The sequence below is a fragment of the Cedecea sp. genome, assembly GCF_036500665.1.
Lineage (GTDB): Bacteria > Pseudomonadota > Gammaproteobacteria > Enterobacterales > Enterobacteriaceae > Cedecea.
Genome location: NZ_DASYBS010000086.1, coordinates 51,560 through 70,160, shown reverse-complemented (window position 1 = coordinate 70,160; position 18,601 = coordinate 51,560). Strand labels below are relative to the sequence as shown.

General features: G+C 54.5%; 15 protein-coding genes. 13 read left to right on the top strand and 2 right to left on the bottom strand.

What is annotated here, in order from left to right:
* Window positions 1-211 precede the first annotated feature (211 nt).
* Complete coding sequence (locus VGM55_RS13870) at window positions 212-2,044, top strand: SLC13 family permease (RefSeq protein WP_154188125.1); 1,833 nt, start codon at window positions 212-214, stop codon at window positions 2,042-2,044.
* 83 nt (window positions 2,045-2,127) lie between these two features.
* Here VGM55_RS13870 and yfbR read toward each other — a convergent pair whose 3' ends face one another.
* Both yfbR and alaA read right to left on the bottom strand, forming a co-directional pair.
* On the bottom strand, window positions 2,128-2,727 hold the full coding sequence (gene yfbR, locus VGM55_RS13865; protein ID WP_331635785.1) for a 5'-deoxynucleotidase: 600 nt from the start codon (window positions 2,725-2,727) through the stop codon (window positions 2,128-2,130).
* Window positions 2,728-2,805: 78 nt separating this feature from the next.
* Window positions 2,806-4,020: an alanine transaminase AlaA gene (gene alaA, locus VGM55_RS13860; RefSeq protein ID WP_154188123.1), complete on the bottom strand. Its 1,215-nt coding sequence runs from the start codon at window positions 4,018-4,020 to the stop codon at window positions 2,806-2,808.
* Between the two features lie 1,003 nt (window positions 4,021-5,023).
* Here alaA and lrhA point away from each other — a divergent pair.
* The 12 genes from lrhA (at window position 5,024) to nuoL (ending at window position 18,553) form a co-directional block, all read left to right on the top strand.
* The gene (gene lrhA, locus VGM55_RS13855) at window positions 5,024-5,959 is read left to right on the top strand and encodes a transcriptional regulator LrhA (protein ID WP_154188122.1); all 936 of its coding nucleotides are present in this window, start codon (window positions 5,024-5,026) and stop codon (window positions 5,957-5,959) included.
* A 630-nt stretch (window positions 5,960-6,589) separates the two neighbouring features.
* Window positions 6,590-7,036, top strand: a complete 447-nt coding sequence (nuoA, locus tag VGM55_RS13850; RefSeq protein WP_154188121.1) for an NADH-quinone oxidoreductase subunit NuoA — start codon at window positions 6,590-6,592, stop codon at window positions 7,034-7,036.
* Window positions 7,037-7,051: 15 nt separating this feature from the next.
* Window positions 7,052-7,726, top strand: a complete 675-nt coding sequence (gene nuoB / locus VGM55_RS13845) for an NADH-quinone oxidoreductase subunit NuoB (RefSeq protein ID WP_008459774.1) — start codon at window positions 7,052-7,054, stop codon at window positions 7,724-7,726.
* 86 nt (window positions 7,727-7,812) lie between these two features.
* Window positions 7,813-9,624, top strand: a complete 1,812-nt coding sequence (nuoC, locus tag VGM55_RS13840) for an NADH-quinone oxidoreductase subunit C/D (protein WP_331635784.1) — start codon at window positions 7,813-7,815, stop codon at window positions 9,622-9,624.
* Between the two features lie 2 nt (window positions 9,625-9,626).
* Window positions 9,627-10,127 carry an NADH-quinone oxidoreductase subunit NuoE gene (gene nuoE / locus VGM55_RS13835; protein WP_008459776.1) on the top strand — a complete coding sequence of 167 codons (501 nt, stop codon included), beginning with the start codon at window positions 9,627-9,629 and terminating at the stop codon, window positions 10,125-10,127.
* Complete coding sequence (gene nuoF, locus VGM55_RS13830; protein ID WP_045783300.1) at window positions 10,124-11,470, top strand: NADH-quinone oxidoreductase subunit NuoF; 1,347 nt, start codon at window positions 10,124-10,126, stop codon at window positions 11,468-11,470. Before nuoE ends, nuoF begins: the two co-directional genes overlap by 4 nt.
* A 122-nt stretch (window positions 11,471-11,592) precedes the next feature.
* Window positions 11,593-14,316, top strand: coding sequence for an NADH-quinone oxidoreductase subunit NuoG (gene nuoG, locus VGM55_RS13825; protein WP_331635783.1), 2,724 nt, complete (start codon window positions 11,593-11,595; stop codon window positions 14,314-14,316).
* On the top strand, window positions 14,313-15,290 hold the full coding sequence (gene nuoH, locus VGM55_RS13820) for an NADH-quinone oxidoreductase subunit NuoH (RefSeq protein WP_038480872.1): 978 nt from the start codon (window positions 14,313-14,315) through the stop codon (window positions 15,288-15,290). The genes nuoG and nuoH overlap by 4 nt, the downstream gene beginning before the upstream one ends.
* Before the next feature lie 14 nt (window positions 15,291-15,304).
* A complete protein-coding gene (gene nuoI, locus VGM55_RS13815; RefSeq protein WP_016537431.1) occupies window positions 15,305-15,847 on the top strand; it encodes an NADH-quinone oxidoreductase subunit NuoI in 543 nt (180 codons plus the stop codon).
* A gap of 11 nt (window positions 15,848-15,858) precedes the next feature.
* Entirely contained in the window at window positions 15,859-16,416 is a 558-nt protein-coding gene (gene nuoJ / locus VGM55_RS13810; protein WP_061274963.1) for an NADH-quinone oxidoreductase subunit J, read from the top strand.
* Window positions 16,413-16,715: an NADH-quinone oxidoreductase subunit NuoK gene (nuoK, locus tag VGM55_RS13805; protein ID WP_008459783.1), complete on the top strand. Its 303-nt coding sequence runs from the start codon at window positions 16,413-16,415 to the stop codon at window positions 16,713-16,715. The genes nuoJ and nuoK overlap by 4 nt, the downstream gene beginning before the upstream one ends.
* A complete protein-coding gene (gene nuoL / locus VGM55_RS13800; protein ID WP_154188118.1) occupies window positions 16,712-18,553 on the top strand; it encodes an NADH-quinone oxidoreductase subunit L in 1,842 nt (613 codons plus the stop codon). The genes nuoK and nuoL overlap by 4 nt, the downstream gene beginning before the upstream one ends.
* Window positions 18,554-18,601: the final 48 nt, after the last annotated feature.

Here is an 18,601-nt window from a genome sequence, read left to right as displayed (position 1 = left end):
CGTATCACGGAAGAAATTCTGACATACTTGGCGAGCAGGCATAGAGGTGATCCCATTGAATTGGTTGCACAAATCAGTAGATCACAAAACTCTATGCCTGTCTTTTTTTACCCGCTCATTACTGGGGATTCCTCAGCGCATTTGCGGGGTTTTTTTATGGCATTCTCGTCTACATTCAATTCACCAATAATCAGCCATTCAGGGACTCGTTTTGAATTCGGAACTCATTTGGGTGTTGTCGTTGCTGGGGGTTGCCGTCCTGCTGTTCGCTACCGGAAAGATGCGTATGGACGCGGTGGCTCTGTTGGTGATTGTCGCTTTTGTCCTCAGCGGTACGTTAAGCCTTAGCGAAGCCTTCTCCGGGTTCAGCGATCCCAACGTTATCCTGATTGCCGCGCTGTTCATTATTGGCGACGGGCTGGTGCGTACCGGTGTTGCAACCAAAATGGGGAGCTGGCTGGTGGACGTTGCGGGCAGCAGCGAAACCAAAATGCTGATCCTGCTGATGGTGACGGTAGCCGGGCTTGGAGCATTTATGAGCTCGACCGGCGTGGTGGCCATTTTTATTCCGGTGGTTATCAGCGTTTCAATGCGCATGAAAATTTCCCCCTCGAGACTGATGATGCCGCTCAGCTTTGCCGGGCTTATCAGCGGCATGATGACCCTCGTCGCTACACCACCTAACCTGGTTATCAACAGTGAGCTGCTGCGTGAAGGCCTGGACGGTTTTCAGTTCTTTAGCGTTACGCCCATTGGTCTCGCGGTGCTGGTTTTAGGTATCCTTTATATGCTGCTGACGCGTTTTGCTCTCAAAGGGCAGGGCGATGAGGCGGGAAAAGAAAGCTGGAAGCGCCGTTCATTCCGCGATTTGATTAAAGAATATCGCCTGACCGGGCGGGCGCGTCGGCTGGCTATCCGTCCAGGTTCACCGATGGTCGGCCATCGGCTGGATGATTTGAAGCTACGTGAGCGCTACGGGGCTAACGTTATCGGCCTTGAACGGTGGCGCAAGTTCCGTCGCGTTATCGTCAACGTTACCGGCGTGACCGAGTTCCGTGCGCGCGACGTGCTGCTGATTGACATGTCTGCCTCAGAGGTTGATTTGCGTGAGTTTTGCGGCGAGCAAATGCTGGAGCCGATGGTGCTGCGCGGTGAGTATTTCTCCGATCAGGCGCTGGATGTGGGCATGGCTGAAGTGTCGCTTTTGCCTGAATCAGAACTTACGGGACAGACTTTGCGAGAAATCGCCTTCCGAACCCGCTACGGTCTCAACGTTGTTGGCTTACGGCGAGGCGGTGAGGCAATGGAAGGGCTGCTGGTCGATGAGCCCATTCAGCTGGGGGACATTATGTTGGTGGTCGGCGACTGGAAGCTGATTAACCAGCTTTCACAGCAAAACCGTGATTTCCTGGTGCTCAATCTGCCGGTGGAAGAGCGGGATGCTTCCCCGGCACACAGCCAGGCGCCGCACGCAATTTTCTGCCTGGCGCTAATGGTCGCCCTAATGCTGACCGATGAGATCCCCAATCCAATTGCCGCGATTATCGCCTGCCTGCTGATGGGCAAGTTCCGCTGTATTGATATGGAAAGTGCCTATAAGGCGATTCACTGGCCGAGCATTATTCTGATTGTCGGGATGATGCCTTTTGCGCTGGCATTGCAGAAAACCGGTGGGGTGGATTTAATCGTTCATGGGCTGATGGAGTTTGGTGGCGGATATGGGCCTTACATCATGCTGGTTTGCCTGTTTGTGATGTGTGCAACCATCGGACTGTTTATCTCCAATACCGCGACGGCGGTACTGATGGCGCCTATCGCGCTGGCCGCCGCCAAGTCCATGGGGGTGTCGCCTTATCCGTTTGCGATGATTGTGGCGATGGCGGCCTCTGCGGCGTTTATGACGCCGGTATCATCGCCGGTCAACACGCTGGTGTTGGGACCGGGGAACTATAAGTTCAGCGATTTTGTGAAACTCGGCGTGCCGTTTACCGTCATTGTGATGATCGTAAGCGTTGTGATGGTGCCGATGCTGTTCCCGTTCTGATACTTACCCTCATCCCGGCCTTCTCCCTGTAGGGGAGAAGGGGAAAACATTATCCTGATTTCGCTTCGGCAGAGGGGAAGTGTTTAAAGCGGTGAATCCTGGCTTATCTCATCCAGCGACAGCTGGAAGCTTGGCACAAAGACCTGCATGAAGTAGTCCATCTCCGGGCTATGGCGGTCGGCCAGCGTTTTTTCCAGGCGACTTTTAGCCAGCAGAAACTCGTTGTTCCCCGCCGACAGCTCTTCCAGACATTTCAGGTAAGCGCAAAGGGCATCAGCCTGCTTCACCAGAGCCTTCTCTTCTTCGCTGTAGCTGTGCTCATCTATCAGCTGCGCCCAGATATCGCGCAGCGCTTCCGGCACCATTTCAATCAGCTTCTGCTGGGCAATCTTTTCAATGGCTTTGTATTCATGGGCTATTTGCGAGTTGAAGTATTTGACCGGCGTGGGCAAATCCCCGGTCAGCACTTCGCTGGCGTCGTGGTACATCGCCAGCAACGCAATACGTTCGGCGTTGACGTTGCCATTAAACTTACGATTCTTTATGGCGGCGAGCGCGTGGGCAACCATGGCAACCTGAAGACTGTGCTCGGACACATTCTCGGTGCGGACGTTGCGCATCAGCGGCCAGCGGTTGATTAATTTAAGGCGGGAGAGGTGGGCAAAGAAGTGGCTCTGACTCATGACGTTCTCGCGGTAACAACTCGGTGACGTCATTGTGAGGGGATCAAGGGGACATTGCAAATGCCCCCCCGGAGTAGCTTACTGGTGGTAATGACCGAGGAAACGCCCCAGCTTGGCAATGGACATTTCCAGGTCGTCAACGCGCGGCAGCGTAACAATACGCACGTGATCGGGCCACGGCCAGTTGAAGGCAGTCCCCTGTACCAGCAGGACTTTTTCCTGCAGCAGGAAGTCCAGCACCATTTTCTGGTCGTCGTGAATATTGAAGCGTTTGGCGTCAATTTTCGGGAACATGTACAGCGCGCCGCGAGGCTTGACGCAGGAGACGCCGGGGATCTCATTGATCAGTTCCCATGCGCGATTACGCTGCTCATACAGGCGCCCGCCCGGAACGATAAATTCGCTGATGCTCTGGTAGCCGCCCAGCGCGGTCTGAATCGCATGCTGGGCCGGCACGTTAGCGCACAGGCGCATTGAAGCCAGCATTTCCAGACCTTCAATATAGCCTTTAGCATGTTTCTTCGGCCCGTTCAGCACCATCCAGCCTTGACGGAAACCGGCAACGCGGTAGGTTTTTGACAGGCCGTTAAAGGTAATCGTCAGCAGATCCGGTGCCAGCGCGGCAATGGAGTGATGCTCGGCGTCGTCATAAAGAATTTTGTCGTAAATCTCATCGGCAAAGATGATGAGATTATGTTGACGGGCAATCTCAACAATCTCTAAAAGCAGTTCTTTAGAGTAAACGGCCCCGGTAGGGTTGTTCGGGTTGATAATCACGATACCGCGGGTGCGTGGGGTGATTTTGGCACGGATATCGTCGAGATCCGGGAACCAGTCAGAGCCTTCATCACACAGGTAATGCACCGCTTTGCCGCTGGACAAAGAAACGGCTGCTGTCCAAAGCGGGTAGTCGGGGGCTGGCACCAGCATTTCATCGCCGCTGTTGAGCAGCGCCTGCATTGATTGAACGATCAGTTCAGAAACGCCGTTCCCAATATAGATATCTTCTGTAGTGACATCCCGCATTCCGCGCGCCTGATAGTGCTGCATAATGGCTTTGCGGGCGGAAAACAGCCCTTTGGAGTCGCAATATCCCTGAGCGGTAGGAAGATTGCGGATCACATCAACAAGGATTTCATCCGGCGCGTCAAAACCAAACGGCGCGGGGTTCCCTATGTTGAGTTTAAGCACTTTATTGCCTTCTTCTTCAAGGCGTTTTGCCTCTTTGAGAACCGGGCCACGGATGTCGTAACAGACATTATCAAGTTTGCTGGATTTTTCGATGGGGGACATGAAGCTTCGACCTTTGTTGTTAATTTCGCGTCCTGCCGTGGAAGCGCACCGCCACAATGTACTCCTGCTACAACGAGATTTGAAGGTTGAGACCGGCAGAAATGCAATTTATCTTTACAGCACAATGTATAAGCAGTGTTGAGTTTTATAAATATTAAGCGACAAGAAAGTCTATTTATTTGCAATATATTAGTAAGAAAATCTAATGATATGGTTTTATTTGATGCTATTCACTGCCGTGCGGCGTGGTACTAAGTGAGAGGTGCTACTACAAAGGATAGGGTGTCGCCAAACATAAGGAAAAATTAATATTCATGCCTGAATCATTAAGAGATTAATGACAAGGTAGTTAAAGAGATGTATATCAAAAGTCTGGCCGACGTAATAGGTAAATACCACGGCAATTATTAAGTGTCTTTTATTATAAGGCGTGTGCGACTTCAAAAAACGTTGTGAATAATCAACAATGGTGAAAACATAAAAAGAGAATGAGATCAGATAATTCGTAATAAGTGTTATAAAACATACAGTTTTAAGGTAAGATAGACTACGAAAAATGGTAGGTTTTTGATGCCGATTAGCGCGTCAGCGCTGTGCCTTAGTCGGCATTGTTAAATATTACTATTATTATTCAACGGGTTGTGGTGGCTGGCTGGTTCATGCCTTTAGTCTTGTTTTAACCCGTTAAATAATCATATAAAAGCTTATTAAAAGTCGTTTCTTGAAGCTGATTTACAGTTATTACCCAGCGTAAAAATACCAGGCTGGTACGATGAGTTAGGGTTGGTCTCCGATCCTGACCTGCATAATATCCCATTTGGGCGGTGTTTAGATAATTGCACTCTGCCCGGGAATACAAAAATAACAAACAGAAGCGCTGCTAACGTATAGCGGCCGACTCTACCGGAGACGTTCGGTAAAAAGGAATTGCTTTATCTCTTTGATAAATCATAGCAATACAACCAGGGCAGACTCGAAAGAGCAACCTATTAGTGAATAAATTATGATTAACGCAAATCGTCCGATACTGAATCTCGACCTCGATCTGCTGAGGACATTCGTTGCGGTCGCCGATCTCAATACCTTTGCCGCTGCGGCGGCTGCGGTATGCCGCACTCAATCCGCTGTCAGCCAACAGATGCAGCGTCTTGAGCAATTAGTAGGGAAAGAGCTTTTTGCGCGACATGGCCGTAATAAACTGCTAACCGAGCACGGTATCCAACTGCTGGGCTACGCGCGTAAAATTCTTCGCTTTAATGACGAGGCTTGCTCCTCTCTGATGTTTAATAACCTGCAGGGGTCCTTAACCCTTGGCGCTTCGGATGAAACGGCGGATACCATCTTACCGTTCCTGTTAAACCGAATCAGCTCGGTTTATCCGAAGCTTGCGCTCGATGTGCGGGTGAAGCGAAATCCTTTTATGATTGAAATGCTGAATCAGCATGAGGTCGATCTGGTCGTGACAACGTCAAATCCCTCTCGCTTCGACGCCATTGTGCTGCGAACCTCGCCAACGCTTTGGTACTGCGCTGCCGATTATGTGTTCCAGAGTGGGGAAGCGCTACCGCTGGTTATGCTGGACGACCCGAGCCCGTATCGCGATATGATGATTGAGCATCTTGATGCCCATCAAACGCCGTGGCGTATCTCCTATGTGGCCTCGACCCTTGCCGCCGTGCGTGCGGCAGTGAAAGCTGGGCTGGGCGTTACGGCCCGCCCGGTGGAGATGATGAGCCCGGAATTACGGGTGCTGGGCGCCTCTGAAGGGCTGCCGGTTCTGCCGGAAACGCAATATCTACTGTGTAAAAATCCGGAAACCAGTAACGAGCTGGCTCAGGCTATCTTCACCGCTTTGGCTACGCCAGCCAATCCTTATCGCTATACGACGGTGGATAACGCAGGGGATGACACGCTGCTGGTGGAAGGCGATTTTGAGTAGGTGAGCCGCACTTAGTTAGTAACAAAATATTAAATATAAAAATGGGCCGTTGGTGATGTTTTTTAAGCCAACGGCCCATTTTTTATGCCTAATTTTGGATAAAAAACCTGATGTGATATTTTTTGCATTTAATTCAAATGGTTATGTGAAAATATGATTTTGCGTATTTTATGTACAAAAACTTCGTGCGAAGGCCAGGTAATGTTAAAAAACACATAACAATGTTGCTTCTTTTTGAAGTGGATTAACAAAAGCGTGTCTCAGATCAAGAAAATACTCCCAATTAGGGGGAGGAATAGTTGAGATTTCCTGCCAAAATATAGGGGTAGTTTATTTTTTCACACGGAACGGACACGATTCACCCTCATCTAAATCTGGTCTTTATGCGAGTGTTGATGAGTTTTAACGCATTAAATGTTAATGAATTGCTGTCGGTGTAAATTAATGTGTGGATACTTTTGTTAAAGTTGACAAAAGGTTATAGAAAGGAGTAAAAAACCCCATCAATTGGCTGCCTACGCATTATTTCCGGTAGTTATTGTACGGTTGATTGTTCCTCCCCATGAATCGATGTGGCGTTCATCTGCCAACAAGAGCAGAGACTTTGGCGCCACTTTTGATGAGTAAGCAATGAGTATGTCAACATCCACTGAAGTTATCGCTCATCACTGGGCGTTCGCTGTCTTTCTTATTGTCGCCGTTGGCCTGTGCTGTCTGATGCTTGTCGGGGGCTGGTTCCTTGGCGGAAGAGCTAAGGCACGGCACAAAAACACCCCCTTCGAGTCGGGCATCGACTCCGTTGGTACGGCGCGTCTACGTCTCTCCGCCAAGTTTTACCTGGTCGCCATGTTCTTCGTTATCTTTGACGTGGAAGCCTTGTATCTCTACGCGTGGTCAACTTCTATCCGTGAAAGCGGCTGGATTGGCTTCGTCGAGGCCGCAATTTTCATTTTAGTGCTACTGGCTGGTCTGGTTTATCTGGTGCGTATTGGCGCTCTGGATTGGACTCCTGCGCGTTCGCGTCGTGAGAAAATCAACCCGGAAACAGACAGTCGAACTCCACGTCATACGCAGTAATAGCGAGGCAATAAGATGGACTATACGCTCACCCGCATAGACCCCAACGGTGAGAATGACCGTTATCCCCTGCAAAAGCAGGAGATCGTAACCGATCCCCTCGAACAAGAGATTAACCGCAGCGTTTACATGGGCAAGCTCGAGCATGCCATGCACGATGTGGTGAACTGGGGTCGTAAAAACTCAATCTGGCCATACAACTTTGGCCTTTCCTGCTGCTACGTAGAGATGGTGACGTCGTTTACCGCTGTGCATGACGTGGCGCGTTTCGGTGCAGAAGTTTTACGTGCTTCTCCTCGTCAGGCTGACCTGATGGTGGTGGCCGGTACCTGCTTCACCAAAATGGCTCCGGTAATCCAGCGCCTTTACGATCAGATGCTCGAACCTAAATGGGTGATTTCCATGGGTGCTTGCGCTAACTCTGGCGGCATGTACGACATCTATTCCGTTGTGCAGGGTGTCGATAAGTTTATCCCGGTTGATGTTTACATCCCTGGCTGTCCACCGCGTCCGGAGGCTTACATGCAGGCGCTGATGCTGCTGCAGGAGTCTATCGGCAAAGAGCGTCGCCCGCTGTCGTGGGTTGTTGGCGATCAGGGCGTTTACCGCGCCAACATGCAGTCCGAGCGCGAGCGTAAGCGCGGCGAGCGTATCGCGGTAACCAACCTGCGGACGCCGGACGAGATTTAATTAGCGCCTGCGGTCAGTAAGCGTCTTTGTATATCAATACTATAAAAGCAAAGGCACTGAGCGCAGTCACCACAGAACCATTTGCAATGGTGAGAACTATGACCGATTTAACCGCGCAAGACGCCGCTATGCCAGCCTGGCAGACAAGGGATCACCTGGATGATCCGGTCATTGGCGAATTGCGTAACCGTTTTGGGCCGGATGCCTTTACCGTTCAGCCAACCCGCACCGGGGTGCCCGTAGTCTGGGTTAAGCGCGGACAGTTACTGGAAGTGGTCGATTTCCTTAAGAAATCACCAAAACCCTACGTTATGCTGTTCGACCTGCATGGCATGGATGAGCGTCTACGCACACACCGCAACGGTTTACCGGCTGCGGATTTTTCCGTTTTCTACCACCTGATTTCCATTGAACGCAATCGCGACATCATGCTCAAGGTGGCGTTATCTGAAAACGATCTGAACCTGCCGACGCTGACGAAAATCTTCCCGAACGCCAACTGGTACGAGCGTGAAACATGGGAGATGTTTGGCATCACCTTCAACGGCCACCCGCACCTGACGCGCATCATGATGCCGCCGACCTGGGAAGGCCACCCGCTGCGTAAAGACTACCCGGCGCGCGCCACCGAATTCGATCCGTTTATCCTGACTAAACAGAAAGAAGATCTGGAAATGGAAGCGCTGACCTTCAAGCCTGAAGAGTGGGGCATGAAGCGCAGCAGCGAGCATGAAGACTTCATGTTCCTGAACCTGGGGCCAAACCACCCTTCCGCACACGGTGCTTTCCGTATCATCCTGCAGCTGGACGGCGAAGAGATCGTCGACTGCGTGCCGGATATCGGCTACCACCACCGTGGTGCTGAGAAAATGGGTGAGCGCCAGTCCTGGCACAGCTACATTCCGTATACTGACCGTATCGAATACCTCGGCGGCTGCGTCAACGAAATGCCTTACGTGCTGGCGGTTGAAAAGCTGGCCGGCATTGTGGTGCCGGAGCGCGTTGAAGTTATCCGCGTTATGCTTTCCGAGCTGTTCCGTATCAACAGCCACCTGCTGTACATCTCTACCTTTATTCAGGACGTCGGCGCCATGACCCCGGTGTTCTTCGCCTTTACCGATCGTCAGAAAATCTACGATCTGGTGGAAGCGATTACCGGTTTCCGTATGCACCCGGCCTGGTTCCGTATCGGCGGCGTTGCACACGACCTGCCGAAGGGCTGGGAGCGTCTGCTGAAAGAGTTCCTCGAGTGGATGCCGAAGCGCCTGGATTCCTATGAGAAAGCCGCGCTGCGCAACACCATTCTGAAAGGCCGTTCTCAGGGCGTTGCAGCCTATACCGCGAAAGAAGCGCTGGAGTGGGGCACCACCGGTGCTGGCCTGCGTGCCACCGGTATCGACTTCGACGTGCGTAAGGCTCGTCCTTACTCTGGCTACCAGAACTTCGACTTCGAAGTGCCGGTCGGCGGCGGCATCAGCGACTGCTATACCCGCGTGATGCTGAAAGTGGAAGAGCTTCGCCAGAGCCTGCGCATCCTTGAGCAGTGCCTGAAAAATATGCCAGCCGGCCCGTTCAAAGCGGATCACCCGCTGACCACGCCGCCGCCGAAAGAGCGCACGCTGCAGCATATCGAAACCCTGATCACTCACTTCCTGCAGGTTTCGTGGGGCCCGGTTATGCCGGCCAACGAATCCTTCCAGATGATTGAGGCAACGAAGGGTATTAACAGTTACTACCTGACCAGTGACGCTAGCACCATGAGCTACCGTACCCGTATTCGTACCCCGAGCTTTGCGCACCTGCAGCAAATTCCGGCGGCGATCCGCGGCAGCCTGGTTTCTGACCTGATTGTCTATCTGGGTAGTATCGATTTTGTAATGTCTGATGTGGATCGCTAACTATGCACGATAACCAACAAAACCAGGCTGAGGCTTTTGAGCTGAGTGCGGCAGAGCGTGAGGCGATTGAGCACGAAAAACACCATTACGAAGATGCCCGTGCGGCCTCTATCGAAGCGCTGAAAATCGTTCAGAAACAGCGTGGCTGGGTGCCGGATGGCGCTATCTACGCTATCGCTGACGTGCTGGGTATTCCGGCAAGCGACGTAGAAGGCGTGGCGACATTCTATAGCCAAATCTTCCGCCAGCCGGTAGGCCGTCACGTGATTCGCTACTGCGACAGCGTAGTTTGCCATATCACCGGCTACCAGGGCATTCAGTCGGCTATCGAAGCCAAACTGAACATCAAACCGGGCCAGACCACGTTTGATGGTCGTTTCACCCTGCTGCCAACCTGCTGCCTCGGTAACTGCGACAAGGGGCCGACCATGATGATTGATGAGGACACTCACAGCCATCTGACGCCGGAAGCCATCCCTGACTTGCTGGAGCAGTATAAATGAAGACGATTATTCGTACTGCCGAAACGCATCCGCTGACCTGGCGTCTGCGTGATGACAAACAGCCTGTCTGGCTCGACGAATACCGCAGCAAAAACGGCTATGAAGGCGCGCGTAAGGCGCTGACCGGCATGGCCCCGGATGAAATCGTTAATGCGGTAAAAGACGCCGGCCTGAAGGGGCGCGGCGGCGCGGGCTTTTCCACCGGTCTGAAGTGGAGCCTGATGCCGAAAGACGAATCCATGAACATCCGTTACCTGCTGTGTAACGCCGATGAAATGGAGCCGGGCACCTATAAAGACCGCCTGCTGATGGAGCAACTGCCACACCTGCTGGTGGAAGGCATGTTGATCTCCGCCTTTGCGCTTAAGGCTTACCGTGGCTACATCTTCCTGCGCGGTGAGTACATTGAAGCGGCGGTTCATTTGCGCCGCGCAATTGCTGAAGCCACCGAAGCGGGCCTGCTTGGTAAAAACATTCTGGGTTCCGGGTTCGACTTCGAGCTTATCGTGCACACCGGCGCAGGGCGTTATATCTGCGGTGAAGAAACCGCGCTGATTAACTCCCTGGAAGGTCGTCGTGCGAACCCTCGCTCAAAGCCACCGTTCCCGGCCTCCAGCGGCGTGTGGGGTAAACCGACCTGCGTAAATAACGTCGAAACCCTGTGTAACGTCCCTGCGATTCTGGCGAACGGCGTTGAGTGGTACCAGGGCATTGGCGGCGGCATGAGTAAAGATGCCGGCACCAAGCTGATGGGCTTCTCTGGCCGCGTGAAAAACCCTGGCGTCTGGGAATTACCTTTCGGGACCACAGCACGTGAGATCCTGGAAGAATACGCCGGCGGCATGCGTGATGGCCTGAAGTTTAAAGCCTGGCAGCCGGGCGGGGCGGGGACCGACTTCCTGACGGAAGCGCACCTCGATCTGCCGATGGAATTTGAAAGTATTGGTAAAGCAGGCAGCCGTCTCGGTACGGCGCTGGCAATGGCGGTAGACCATGAAATCGGTATGGTGCCGCTGGTGCGTAATCTGGAAGAGTTCTTTGCCCGTGAATCCTGCGGCTGGTGTACACCGTGTCGCGATGGTCTGCCGTGGAGCGTCAAAATCCTGCGCGCGCTTGAGCGTGGCGAAGGGCAGCCGGGGGATATCGAAACCCTCGAGCAGCTGTGCCGCCACCTGGGACCGGGTAAAACCTTCTGTGCCCACGCGCCGGGTGCCGTTGAGCCATTGCAGAGTGCGATTAAATATTTCCGCGACGAATTCGAAGCAGGCATTGCCAAACAGGATTACGGAAATCTGCGTGCCATTAATGGCATTCAGCCGAACCTGTTAAAAACGCGCTGGTGATATCGCCCCTCACCCCGGCCCTCTCCCCTAAGGGGAGAAAGCGAAAACGGGTGAGGGTGCATTGCACAAGAATTTTTGATTAACGCCTGAAGTTATTCAGGCCAACTGGAAGCATGCTGACTATGGCTACGATTCATGTAGACGGCAAAGAATACGAGGTCAATGGAGCAGACAACTTGCTAGAAGCTTGTCTCTCCCTCGGCCTTGATATTCCTTATTTTTGCTGGCATCCGGCGCTGGGCAGCGTCGGTGCTTGCCGCCAGTGTGCGGTGAAGCAATATCAGAACGCGGAAGACACCCGTGGGCGTCTGGTGATGTCCTGTATGACACCGGCCTCCGACGGGACCTTCATCTCTATTGATGATGGCGAAGCGAAACAGTTCCGTGAAAGCGTTGTGGAGTGGTTGATGACTAACCACCCGCACGACTGTCCGGTCTGTGAAGAGGGGGGGAACTGCCACCTGCAGGATATGACCGTCATGACCGGTCATAGCTTCCGTCGCTATCGCTTTACCAAGCGTACTCACCGCAATCAGGATCTCGGTCCGTTCATCTCTCACGAAATGAACCGCTGTATCGCCTGTTACCGCTGCGTGCGTTACTACAAAGACTACGCAGACGGTAAAGATCTGGGCGTTTACGGCGCGCACGATAACGTCTACTTTGGTCGCCCGGAAGACGGCACGCTGGAAAGCGAGTTCTCCGGTAACCTGGTAGAGATTTGCCCGACCGGCGTATTCACCGACAAAACGCACTCCGAGCGCTACAACCGTAAATGGGATATGCAGTTCGCACCGAGCATCTGTCAGCAGTGCTCGCTGGGCTGTAACACCAGCCCGGGTGAACGTTACGGTGAGCTGCGTCGTATCGAAAACCGCTACAACGGCACCGTGAACCACTACTTCCTGTGTGACCGTGGCCGTTTCGGTTACGGTTACGTCAACCTGAAAGACCGTCCGCGTCAGCCTATTCAGCGCCGTGGCGATGACCTCATTACCCTGAACGCCGAGCAGGCGATGCAGGGCGCTGCGGATATCCTGCGTCAGTCGAAGAAAGTGATCGGCATCGGTTCTCCGCGTGCGAGCGTGGAAAGCAACTTTGCGCTGCGTGAGCTGGTTGGGGCCGACAACTTCTACACGGGCATTGCGGCCGGTGAGCAGGCTCGCCTGCAGCTGATGCTGAAAGTGCTGCGTGAAAGCGGCATTCATACCCCTGCTCTGCGTGAAATCGAATCTTACGATGCGGTGCTGATTCTGGGCGAAGACGTTACCCAGACCGGCGCTCGTGCTGCACTGGCCATTCGCCAGGCGGTGAAAGGGAAGGCGCGTGAAATGGCAGCGGCACAGAAAGTTGCTGACTGGCAGATCGCCGCAATCCTGAACATCGGTCAGAACGCTAAGCACCCGCTGTTTGTCACCAACGTGGACAGCACCCGCCTGGATGATATCGCCGCATGGACTTACCGCGCGCCGGTTGAAGATCAGGCTCGTCTTGGTTTTGCGATTGCCAATGCGCTGGACAGCAACTCTCCGGCCGTTGAGCTGGACCGCGACCTGAAGAATAAAGTCGACGTCATCGTGCAGGCCCTGGCCGGCGCGAAGAAGCCGCTGATTGTTTCCGGGACTAACGCCGGTAGCGAAGCGGTAATTCAGGCTGCGGCCAACGTGGCTAAAGCGCTGAAAGGTCGCGGTGCAGACGTTGGCGTCACCATGATTGCTCGCGCGGTTAACAGCGTTGGCCTCGGCATGATTGGCGGCGGTTCTCTGGAAGACGCCCTGAGCGAACTGGAAAACGGCGCTGCCGATGCGGTAGTGGTGCTGGAAAACGACCTGCATCGCCATGCTTCTGCCGCTCGCGTAGACGCTGCGCTGAGCAAAGCGCCTCTGGTGATGGTTATCGACCATCAGCGTACGGACATCATGGACAAAGCCCATCTGGTTCTGTCCGCGGCAAGCTTTGCAGAAAGTGACGGTACGGTCATTAACAACGAAGGTCGCGCCCAGCGCTTCTTCCAGGTTTATGACCCGGCTTACTACGACACCAGCGTGACGATGTTCGAAAGCTGGCGCTGGCTGCACTCGCTGCACAGCACCGTGCAGAGCCGCGACGTTGACTGGACGCAGCTTGACCACGTTATTGATGCCTGCGTGAAGGCGCTGCCGCAGCTGGCTGGTATTAAAGATGCCGCGCCGGACGCTTCCTTCCGCATCAAGGGTCAGAAGCTGTCCCGTTCTCCTATCCGTTCGAGCGGACGCACCGCCATGCGCGCCAACATCAGCGTGCACGAACCGCGTCAGCCGCAGGATAAAGACACGATGTTCGCCTTCTCTATGGAAGGGAACAACAGCCCGCTGGCCGACCGTCAGCAGATTCCGTTTGCCTGGGCTCCAGGCTGGAACTCCCCGCAGGCATGGAACAAATTCCAGGCTGAAGTGGGCGGCCATCTGCGCCACGGCGATCCGGGCGTACGCCTGATTGAAGCCTCTGAAACGGGTCTGGATTACTTCACTTCCGTGCCGGATACCTTCCACGCGGAAGAGGGCAAATGGCGTATCGCGCCGTACTACCACCTGTTTGGTAGCGACGAGATGTCCCAGCGCTCTCCGGTGTTCCAGAAGCGTATGGTTGAGCCATACATCAAGCTGAACCCGGCCGATGCCGCGAAGCTTGGCGTTAACGCCGGGAGCCTGATCTCCTTCAGCTACGAAGGCCAGACGCTGAGTCTGCCGCTGCAGCTGTCCGAAGGTTTGGTTGCAGGGCAGGTAGGTCTGCCGATGGGGATGCCGGGGATTGCGCCAGTGCTTGCCGGTGCTCGTCTTGAAAATCTGCAGGAGGCAGCGTTATGAGCTGGCTGACACCGGAAGTTATCGACATTCTGCTGAGCATCCTCAAAGCGGTTGTCATTCTGCTGGTCGTGGTGACCTGTGGGGCATTCATGAGCTTCGGCGAACGCCGCCTGCTCGGTCTGTTCCAGAACCGCTATGGACCGAACCGCGTAGGCTGGGGTGGTTCACTCCAGCTGGTTGCGGACATGATCAAGATGTTCTTTAAAGAGGACTGGATCCCTAAGTTCTCTGACCGCGTGATATTTACTCTTGCGCCGATGATCGCGTTCACCTCGCTGCTGCTGGCCTTTGCCATTGTGCCGGTCAGCCCAAGCTGGGTGGTTGCGGATCTGAACATCGGGATCCTGTTCTTCCTGATGCTGGCGGGCCTGGCGGTTTACGCCGTGCTGTTCGCCGGCTGGTCCAGTAACAACAAATACTCCCTGCTTGGTGCGATGCGTGCTTCCGCGCAGACCCTGAGCTATGAAGTGTTCCTGGGGCTTTCCCTGATGGGCGTGGTGGCGCAGGCCGGTTCCTTTAATATGGCCGACATCGTCAACAACCAGGCCAATCTGTGGAACGTTATCCCGCAGTTCTTCGGCTTCGTGACCTTCGCGATTGCCGGCGTTGCGGTTTGCCACCGTCACCCGTTTGACCAACCGGAAGCCGAGCAGGAACTGGCCGATGGTTATCACATCGAATATTCCGGTATGAAGTTCGGTCTGTTCTTCGTCGGGGAATACATCGGCATCGTCACCGTGTCTGCTCTGATCGTGACGCTGTTCTTTGGTGGCTGGCATGGCCCGTGGTTACCGCCGTTCATCTGGTTCGCGCTGAAAACCGCGTTCTTCATGATGATGTTCATTTTGATTCGCGCCGCACTGCCTCGTCCGCGTTATGACCAGGTGATGTCCTTCGGCTGGAAAGTTTGCCTGCCGCTGACGCTTATCAACTTGCTGGTGACCGCCGCGGTCATTCTTTACCAGGCACCATAAGGGGTGAAAAAACCATGACATTGAAAGAGTTAGTGGTTGGTTTCGGCACCCAGGTACGCAGTATCTGGATGATCGGCATGCACGCTTTCGCCAAGCGCGAAACCCGCATGTATCCGGAAGAACCAGTGTATCTGCCGCCGCGCTACCGTGGCCGTATCGTGCTGACGCGCGACCCGGACGGTGAAGAGCGCTGCGTAGCCTGTAACCTGTGTGCGGTAGCCTGCCCGGTAGGCTGTATTTCCCTGCAGAAAGCCGAGATGCAAGACGGTCGTTGGTATCCGGAGTTCTTCCGTATCAACTTCTCTCGCTGCATCTTCTGCGGCCTGTGCGAAGAAGCCTGCCCGACCACCGCGATTCAGCTTACCCCGGACTTCGAACTGGGTGAGTACAAGCGCCAGGATCTGGTGTACGAGAAAGAGGATCTGCTGATTTCCGGTCCGGGCAAATACCCGGAATATAACTTCTACCGGATGGCAGGTATGGCAATCGACGGCAAAGATAAGGGCGAAGCGGAAAACGAAGCCAAGCCTATCGACGTCAAAGGCCTGTTACCTTAAGGAGCAAGGCAATGGAATTCGCTTTTTATATCTGCGCCATTGTGGCCGTCCTGACGACCCTTCGGACGATTACTCACACCAATCCGGTGCATGCGCTGCTGTACCTGATCATCTCGCTGCTGGCGATCTCCGGGGTGTTTTTCTCCCTGGGGGCTTACTTCGCCGGTGCGCTGGAGATCATCGTCTACGCCGGGGCTATCATGGTGCTGTTCGTCTTCGTGGTGATGATGCTCAACCTCGGTAACGCGGTTCAGCAGCAGGAACGCGAGTGGCTGAAGCCGCAGCTGTGGATCGGGCCTGGTATCCTGTCTGCAGTCCTGTTGGTGGTTCTGATTTACGCAATCCGCACCGTTAACGACCAGGGCATCGACGGCACGTCTATCGATGCGAAACAGGTCGGTATCGCGCTGTTCGGGCCTTACGTTCTGGCGGTGGAGCTGGCCTCCATGCTGCTGCTCGCAGGTCTGGTCGTTGCGTTCCACCTGGGTCGTGAAGACCGTGTCGGCGAGGTGCTGAGCAATCGCCCTGCTGATATGGCCGTGAGAAGAAAAACGGAGGAGAACGTATGATCCCGCTGCAACATGGACTGATCCTCGCCGCCATTTTGTTCGTGCTGGGACTGACCGGTCTGGTCATTCGCCGCAACCTGCTGTTCATGCTGATCAGCCTGGAAGTGATGATTAACGCCGCCGCGCTGGCCTTCGTGGTTGCCGGCAGCTACTGGGGCCAGGCTGACGGTCAGGTGATGTATATACTCGCGATTAGCTTAGCTGCTGCCGAAGCCAGTATTGGCCTCGCGCTGTTACTGCAGCTCCATCGTCGTCGCCAGAATCTGAATATCGATTCAGTAAGTGAGATGCGTGGATGAACCTTCTCTGGTTAACCATTGTTCTGCCATTGATTGGCTTTTTACTGTTGGCATTCTCCCGTGGCCGCTGGTCAGAAAACCTGTCCGCAACCATCGGGATGGGCTCAGTAGGTCTGGCGGCGGTTGTGACCGCCATTGCCGGGGTTGATTTCTTTAACAACGGGCAGCAGGCGTTTACTCAGCCGCTGTGGACCTGGATGGCGGTCGGTGACTTTAACATCGGCTTCAACCTGGTGCTGGACGGCCTGTCCCTGACCATGCTTTCTGTGGTTACTGGCGTCGGCTTCCTGATCCACATGTTCGCGTCCTGGTACATGCGCGGCGAAGAGGGTTACTCCCGCTTCTTCGCCTACACCAACCTGTTCATCGCCAGCATGGTGGTTCTGGTTCTTGCCGACAACCTGCTGCTGATGTACCTCGGCTGGGAAGGCGTTGGTCTGTGTTCTTACCTGCTGATTGGTTTCTACTACACCGATCCGAAGAACAACGCAGCGGCAATGAAAGCGTTTGTGGTCACCCGCGTAGGGGACGTGTTCCTGGCCTTCGGCCTGTTCATTCTCTACAACGAACTGGGTACGCTGAACTTCCGCGAAATGGTTGAACTGGCGCCGCAGCACTTTGCTGCCGGTAACCAGATGCTGACCTGGGCAACCCTGATGCTGCTGGGCGGCGCGGTCGGTAAATCTGCACAGCTTCCGCTGCAAACATGGCTGGCGGATGCGATGGCGGGTCCAACCCCTGTTTCTGCGCTGATTCACGCGGCCACCATGGTAACCGCGGGCGTCTATCTGATTGCCCGTACCCACGGCCTGTTCCTGATGACCCCGGAAATTCTGCATCTGGTGGGTATCGTGGGTGCCGTTACGCTGGTGCTGGCAGGCTTTGCCGCGCTGGTACAGACCGACATCAAACGCGTACTCGCTTACTCCACCATGAGCCAGATTGGCTACATGTTCCTGGCGCTGGGCGTGCAGGCATGGGATGCGGCTATTTTCCACCTGATGACCCACGCGTTCTTTAAAGCGCTGCTGTTCCTGTCATCCGGCTCGGTGATTCTGGCGTGCCACCACGAGCAAAACATCTTCAAAATGGGTGGCCTGCGTAAGTCCATTCCGCTGGTGTATGTCTGCTTCCTGGTCGGGGGCGCGGCGCTGTCCGCTCTGCCGCTGATTACCGCAGGCTTCTTCAGTAAAGATGAGATTCTTGCCGGTGCGATGGCGAACGGCCACATCAACCTGATGGTTGCGGGCCTGGTCGGGGCATTCATGACCTCGCTGTACACCTTCCGCATGATTTTCATCACGTTCCACGGCGAAGAAAAAATTCACGCTCACGCAGGGAAGGGCATTACCCACCACCTGCCGCTGGTTGTTCTGCTGGTACTGTCCACTTTCGTTGGCGCCATGATTGTGCCACCGCTGCGCGGCGTATTGCCGGAAACCACTGAACTTGCGCACGGCAGCGTGCTGACCCTGGAGATCATCTCCGGCGTCGTCGCTATTGCCGGGATCCTGATTGCTGCCTTCCTGTGGCTGGGCAAACGTACTCTGGTGACGTCGCTTGCGAACAGCGCACCGGGGCGTTTCTTCGGTACCTGGTGGTTCAATGCCTGGGGCTTCGACTGGCTGTACGACATGATTTTCGTCAAGCCGTTCCTCGGTATTGCGTGGCTGCTGCGCCGTGACCCGCTGAATGCTTTGATGAACATTCCGGCTATTCTTTCCCGCTTTGCTGGCCGCGGCCTGCTGGTGAGTGAGAACGGTTACCTGCGCTGGTATGTTGCGTCCATGAGCATCGGGGCCGTTGTGGTACTCGGCCTGCTGCTGGTTCTGCGTTAACAGGATTTCTTCCATCCCCCTCTCTCGTGAGAGAGAGGGTCGGAGCGG

Bases quoted from the DNA above. Each gene is read 5' to 3' on its own strand.
- yfbR (WP_331635785.1), bottom strand. From the start codon at position 2,727: ATGAGTCAGAGCCACTTCTTTGCCCACCTCTCCCGCCTTAAATTAATC.
- alaA (WP_154188123.1), bottom strand. From the start codon at position 4,020: ATGTCCCCCATCGAAAAATCCAGCAAACTTGATAATGTCTGTTACGAC.
- lrhA (WP_154188122.1), top strand. From the start codon at position 5,024: ATGATTAACGCAAATCGTCCGATACTGAATCTCGACCTCGATCTGCTG.
- nuoA (WP_154188121.1), top strand. From the start codon at position 6,590: ATGAGTATGTCAACATCCACTGAAGTTATCGCTCATCACTGGGCGTTC.
- nuoB (WP_008459774.1), top strand. From the start codon at position 7,052: ATGGACTATACGCTCACCCGCATAGACCCCAACGGTGAGAATGACCGT.
- nuoC (WP_331635784.1), top strand. From the start codon at position 7,813: ATGGTGAGAACTATGACCGATTTAACCGCGCAAGACGCCGCTATGCCA.
- nuoE (WP_008459776.1), top strand. From the start codon at position 9,627: ATGCACGATAACCAACAAAACCAGGCTGAGGCTTTTGAGCTGAGTGCG.
- nuoF (WP_045783300.1), top strand. From the start codon at position 10,124: ATGAAGACGATTATTCGTACTGCCGAAACGCATCCGCTGACCTGGCGT.
- nuoG (WP_331635783.1), top strand. From the start codon at position 11,593: ATGGCTACGATTCATGTAGACGGCAAAGAATACGAGGTCAATGGAGCA.
- nuoH (WP_038480872.1), top strand. From the start codon at position 14,313: ATGAGCTGGCTGACACCGGAAGTTATCGACATTCTGCTGAGCATCCTC.
- nuoI (WP_016537431.1), top strand. From the start codon at position 15,305: ATGACATTGAAAGAGTTAGTGGTTGGTTTCGGCACCCAGGTACGCAGT.
- nuoJ (WP_061274963.1), top strand. From the start codon at position 15,859: ATGGAATTCGCTTTTTATATCTGCGCCATTGTGGCCGTCCTGACGACC.
- nuoK (WP_008459783.1), top strand. From the start codon at position 16,413: ATGATCCCGCTGCAACATGGACTGATCCTCGCCGCCATTTTGTTCGTG.
- nuoL (WP_154188118.1), top strand. From the start codon at position 16,712: ATGAACCTTCTCTGGTTAACCATTGTTCTGCCATTGATTGGCTTTTTA.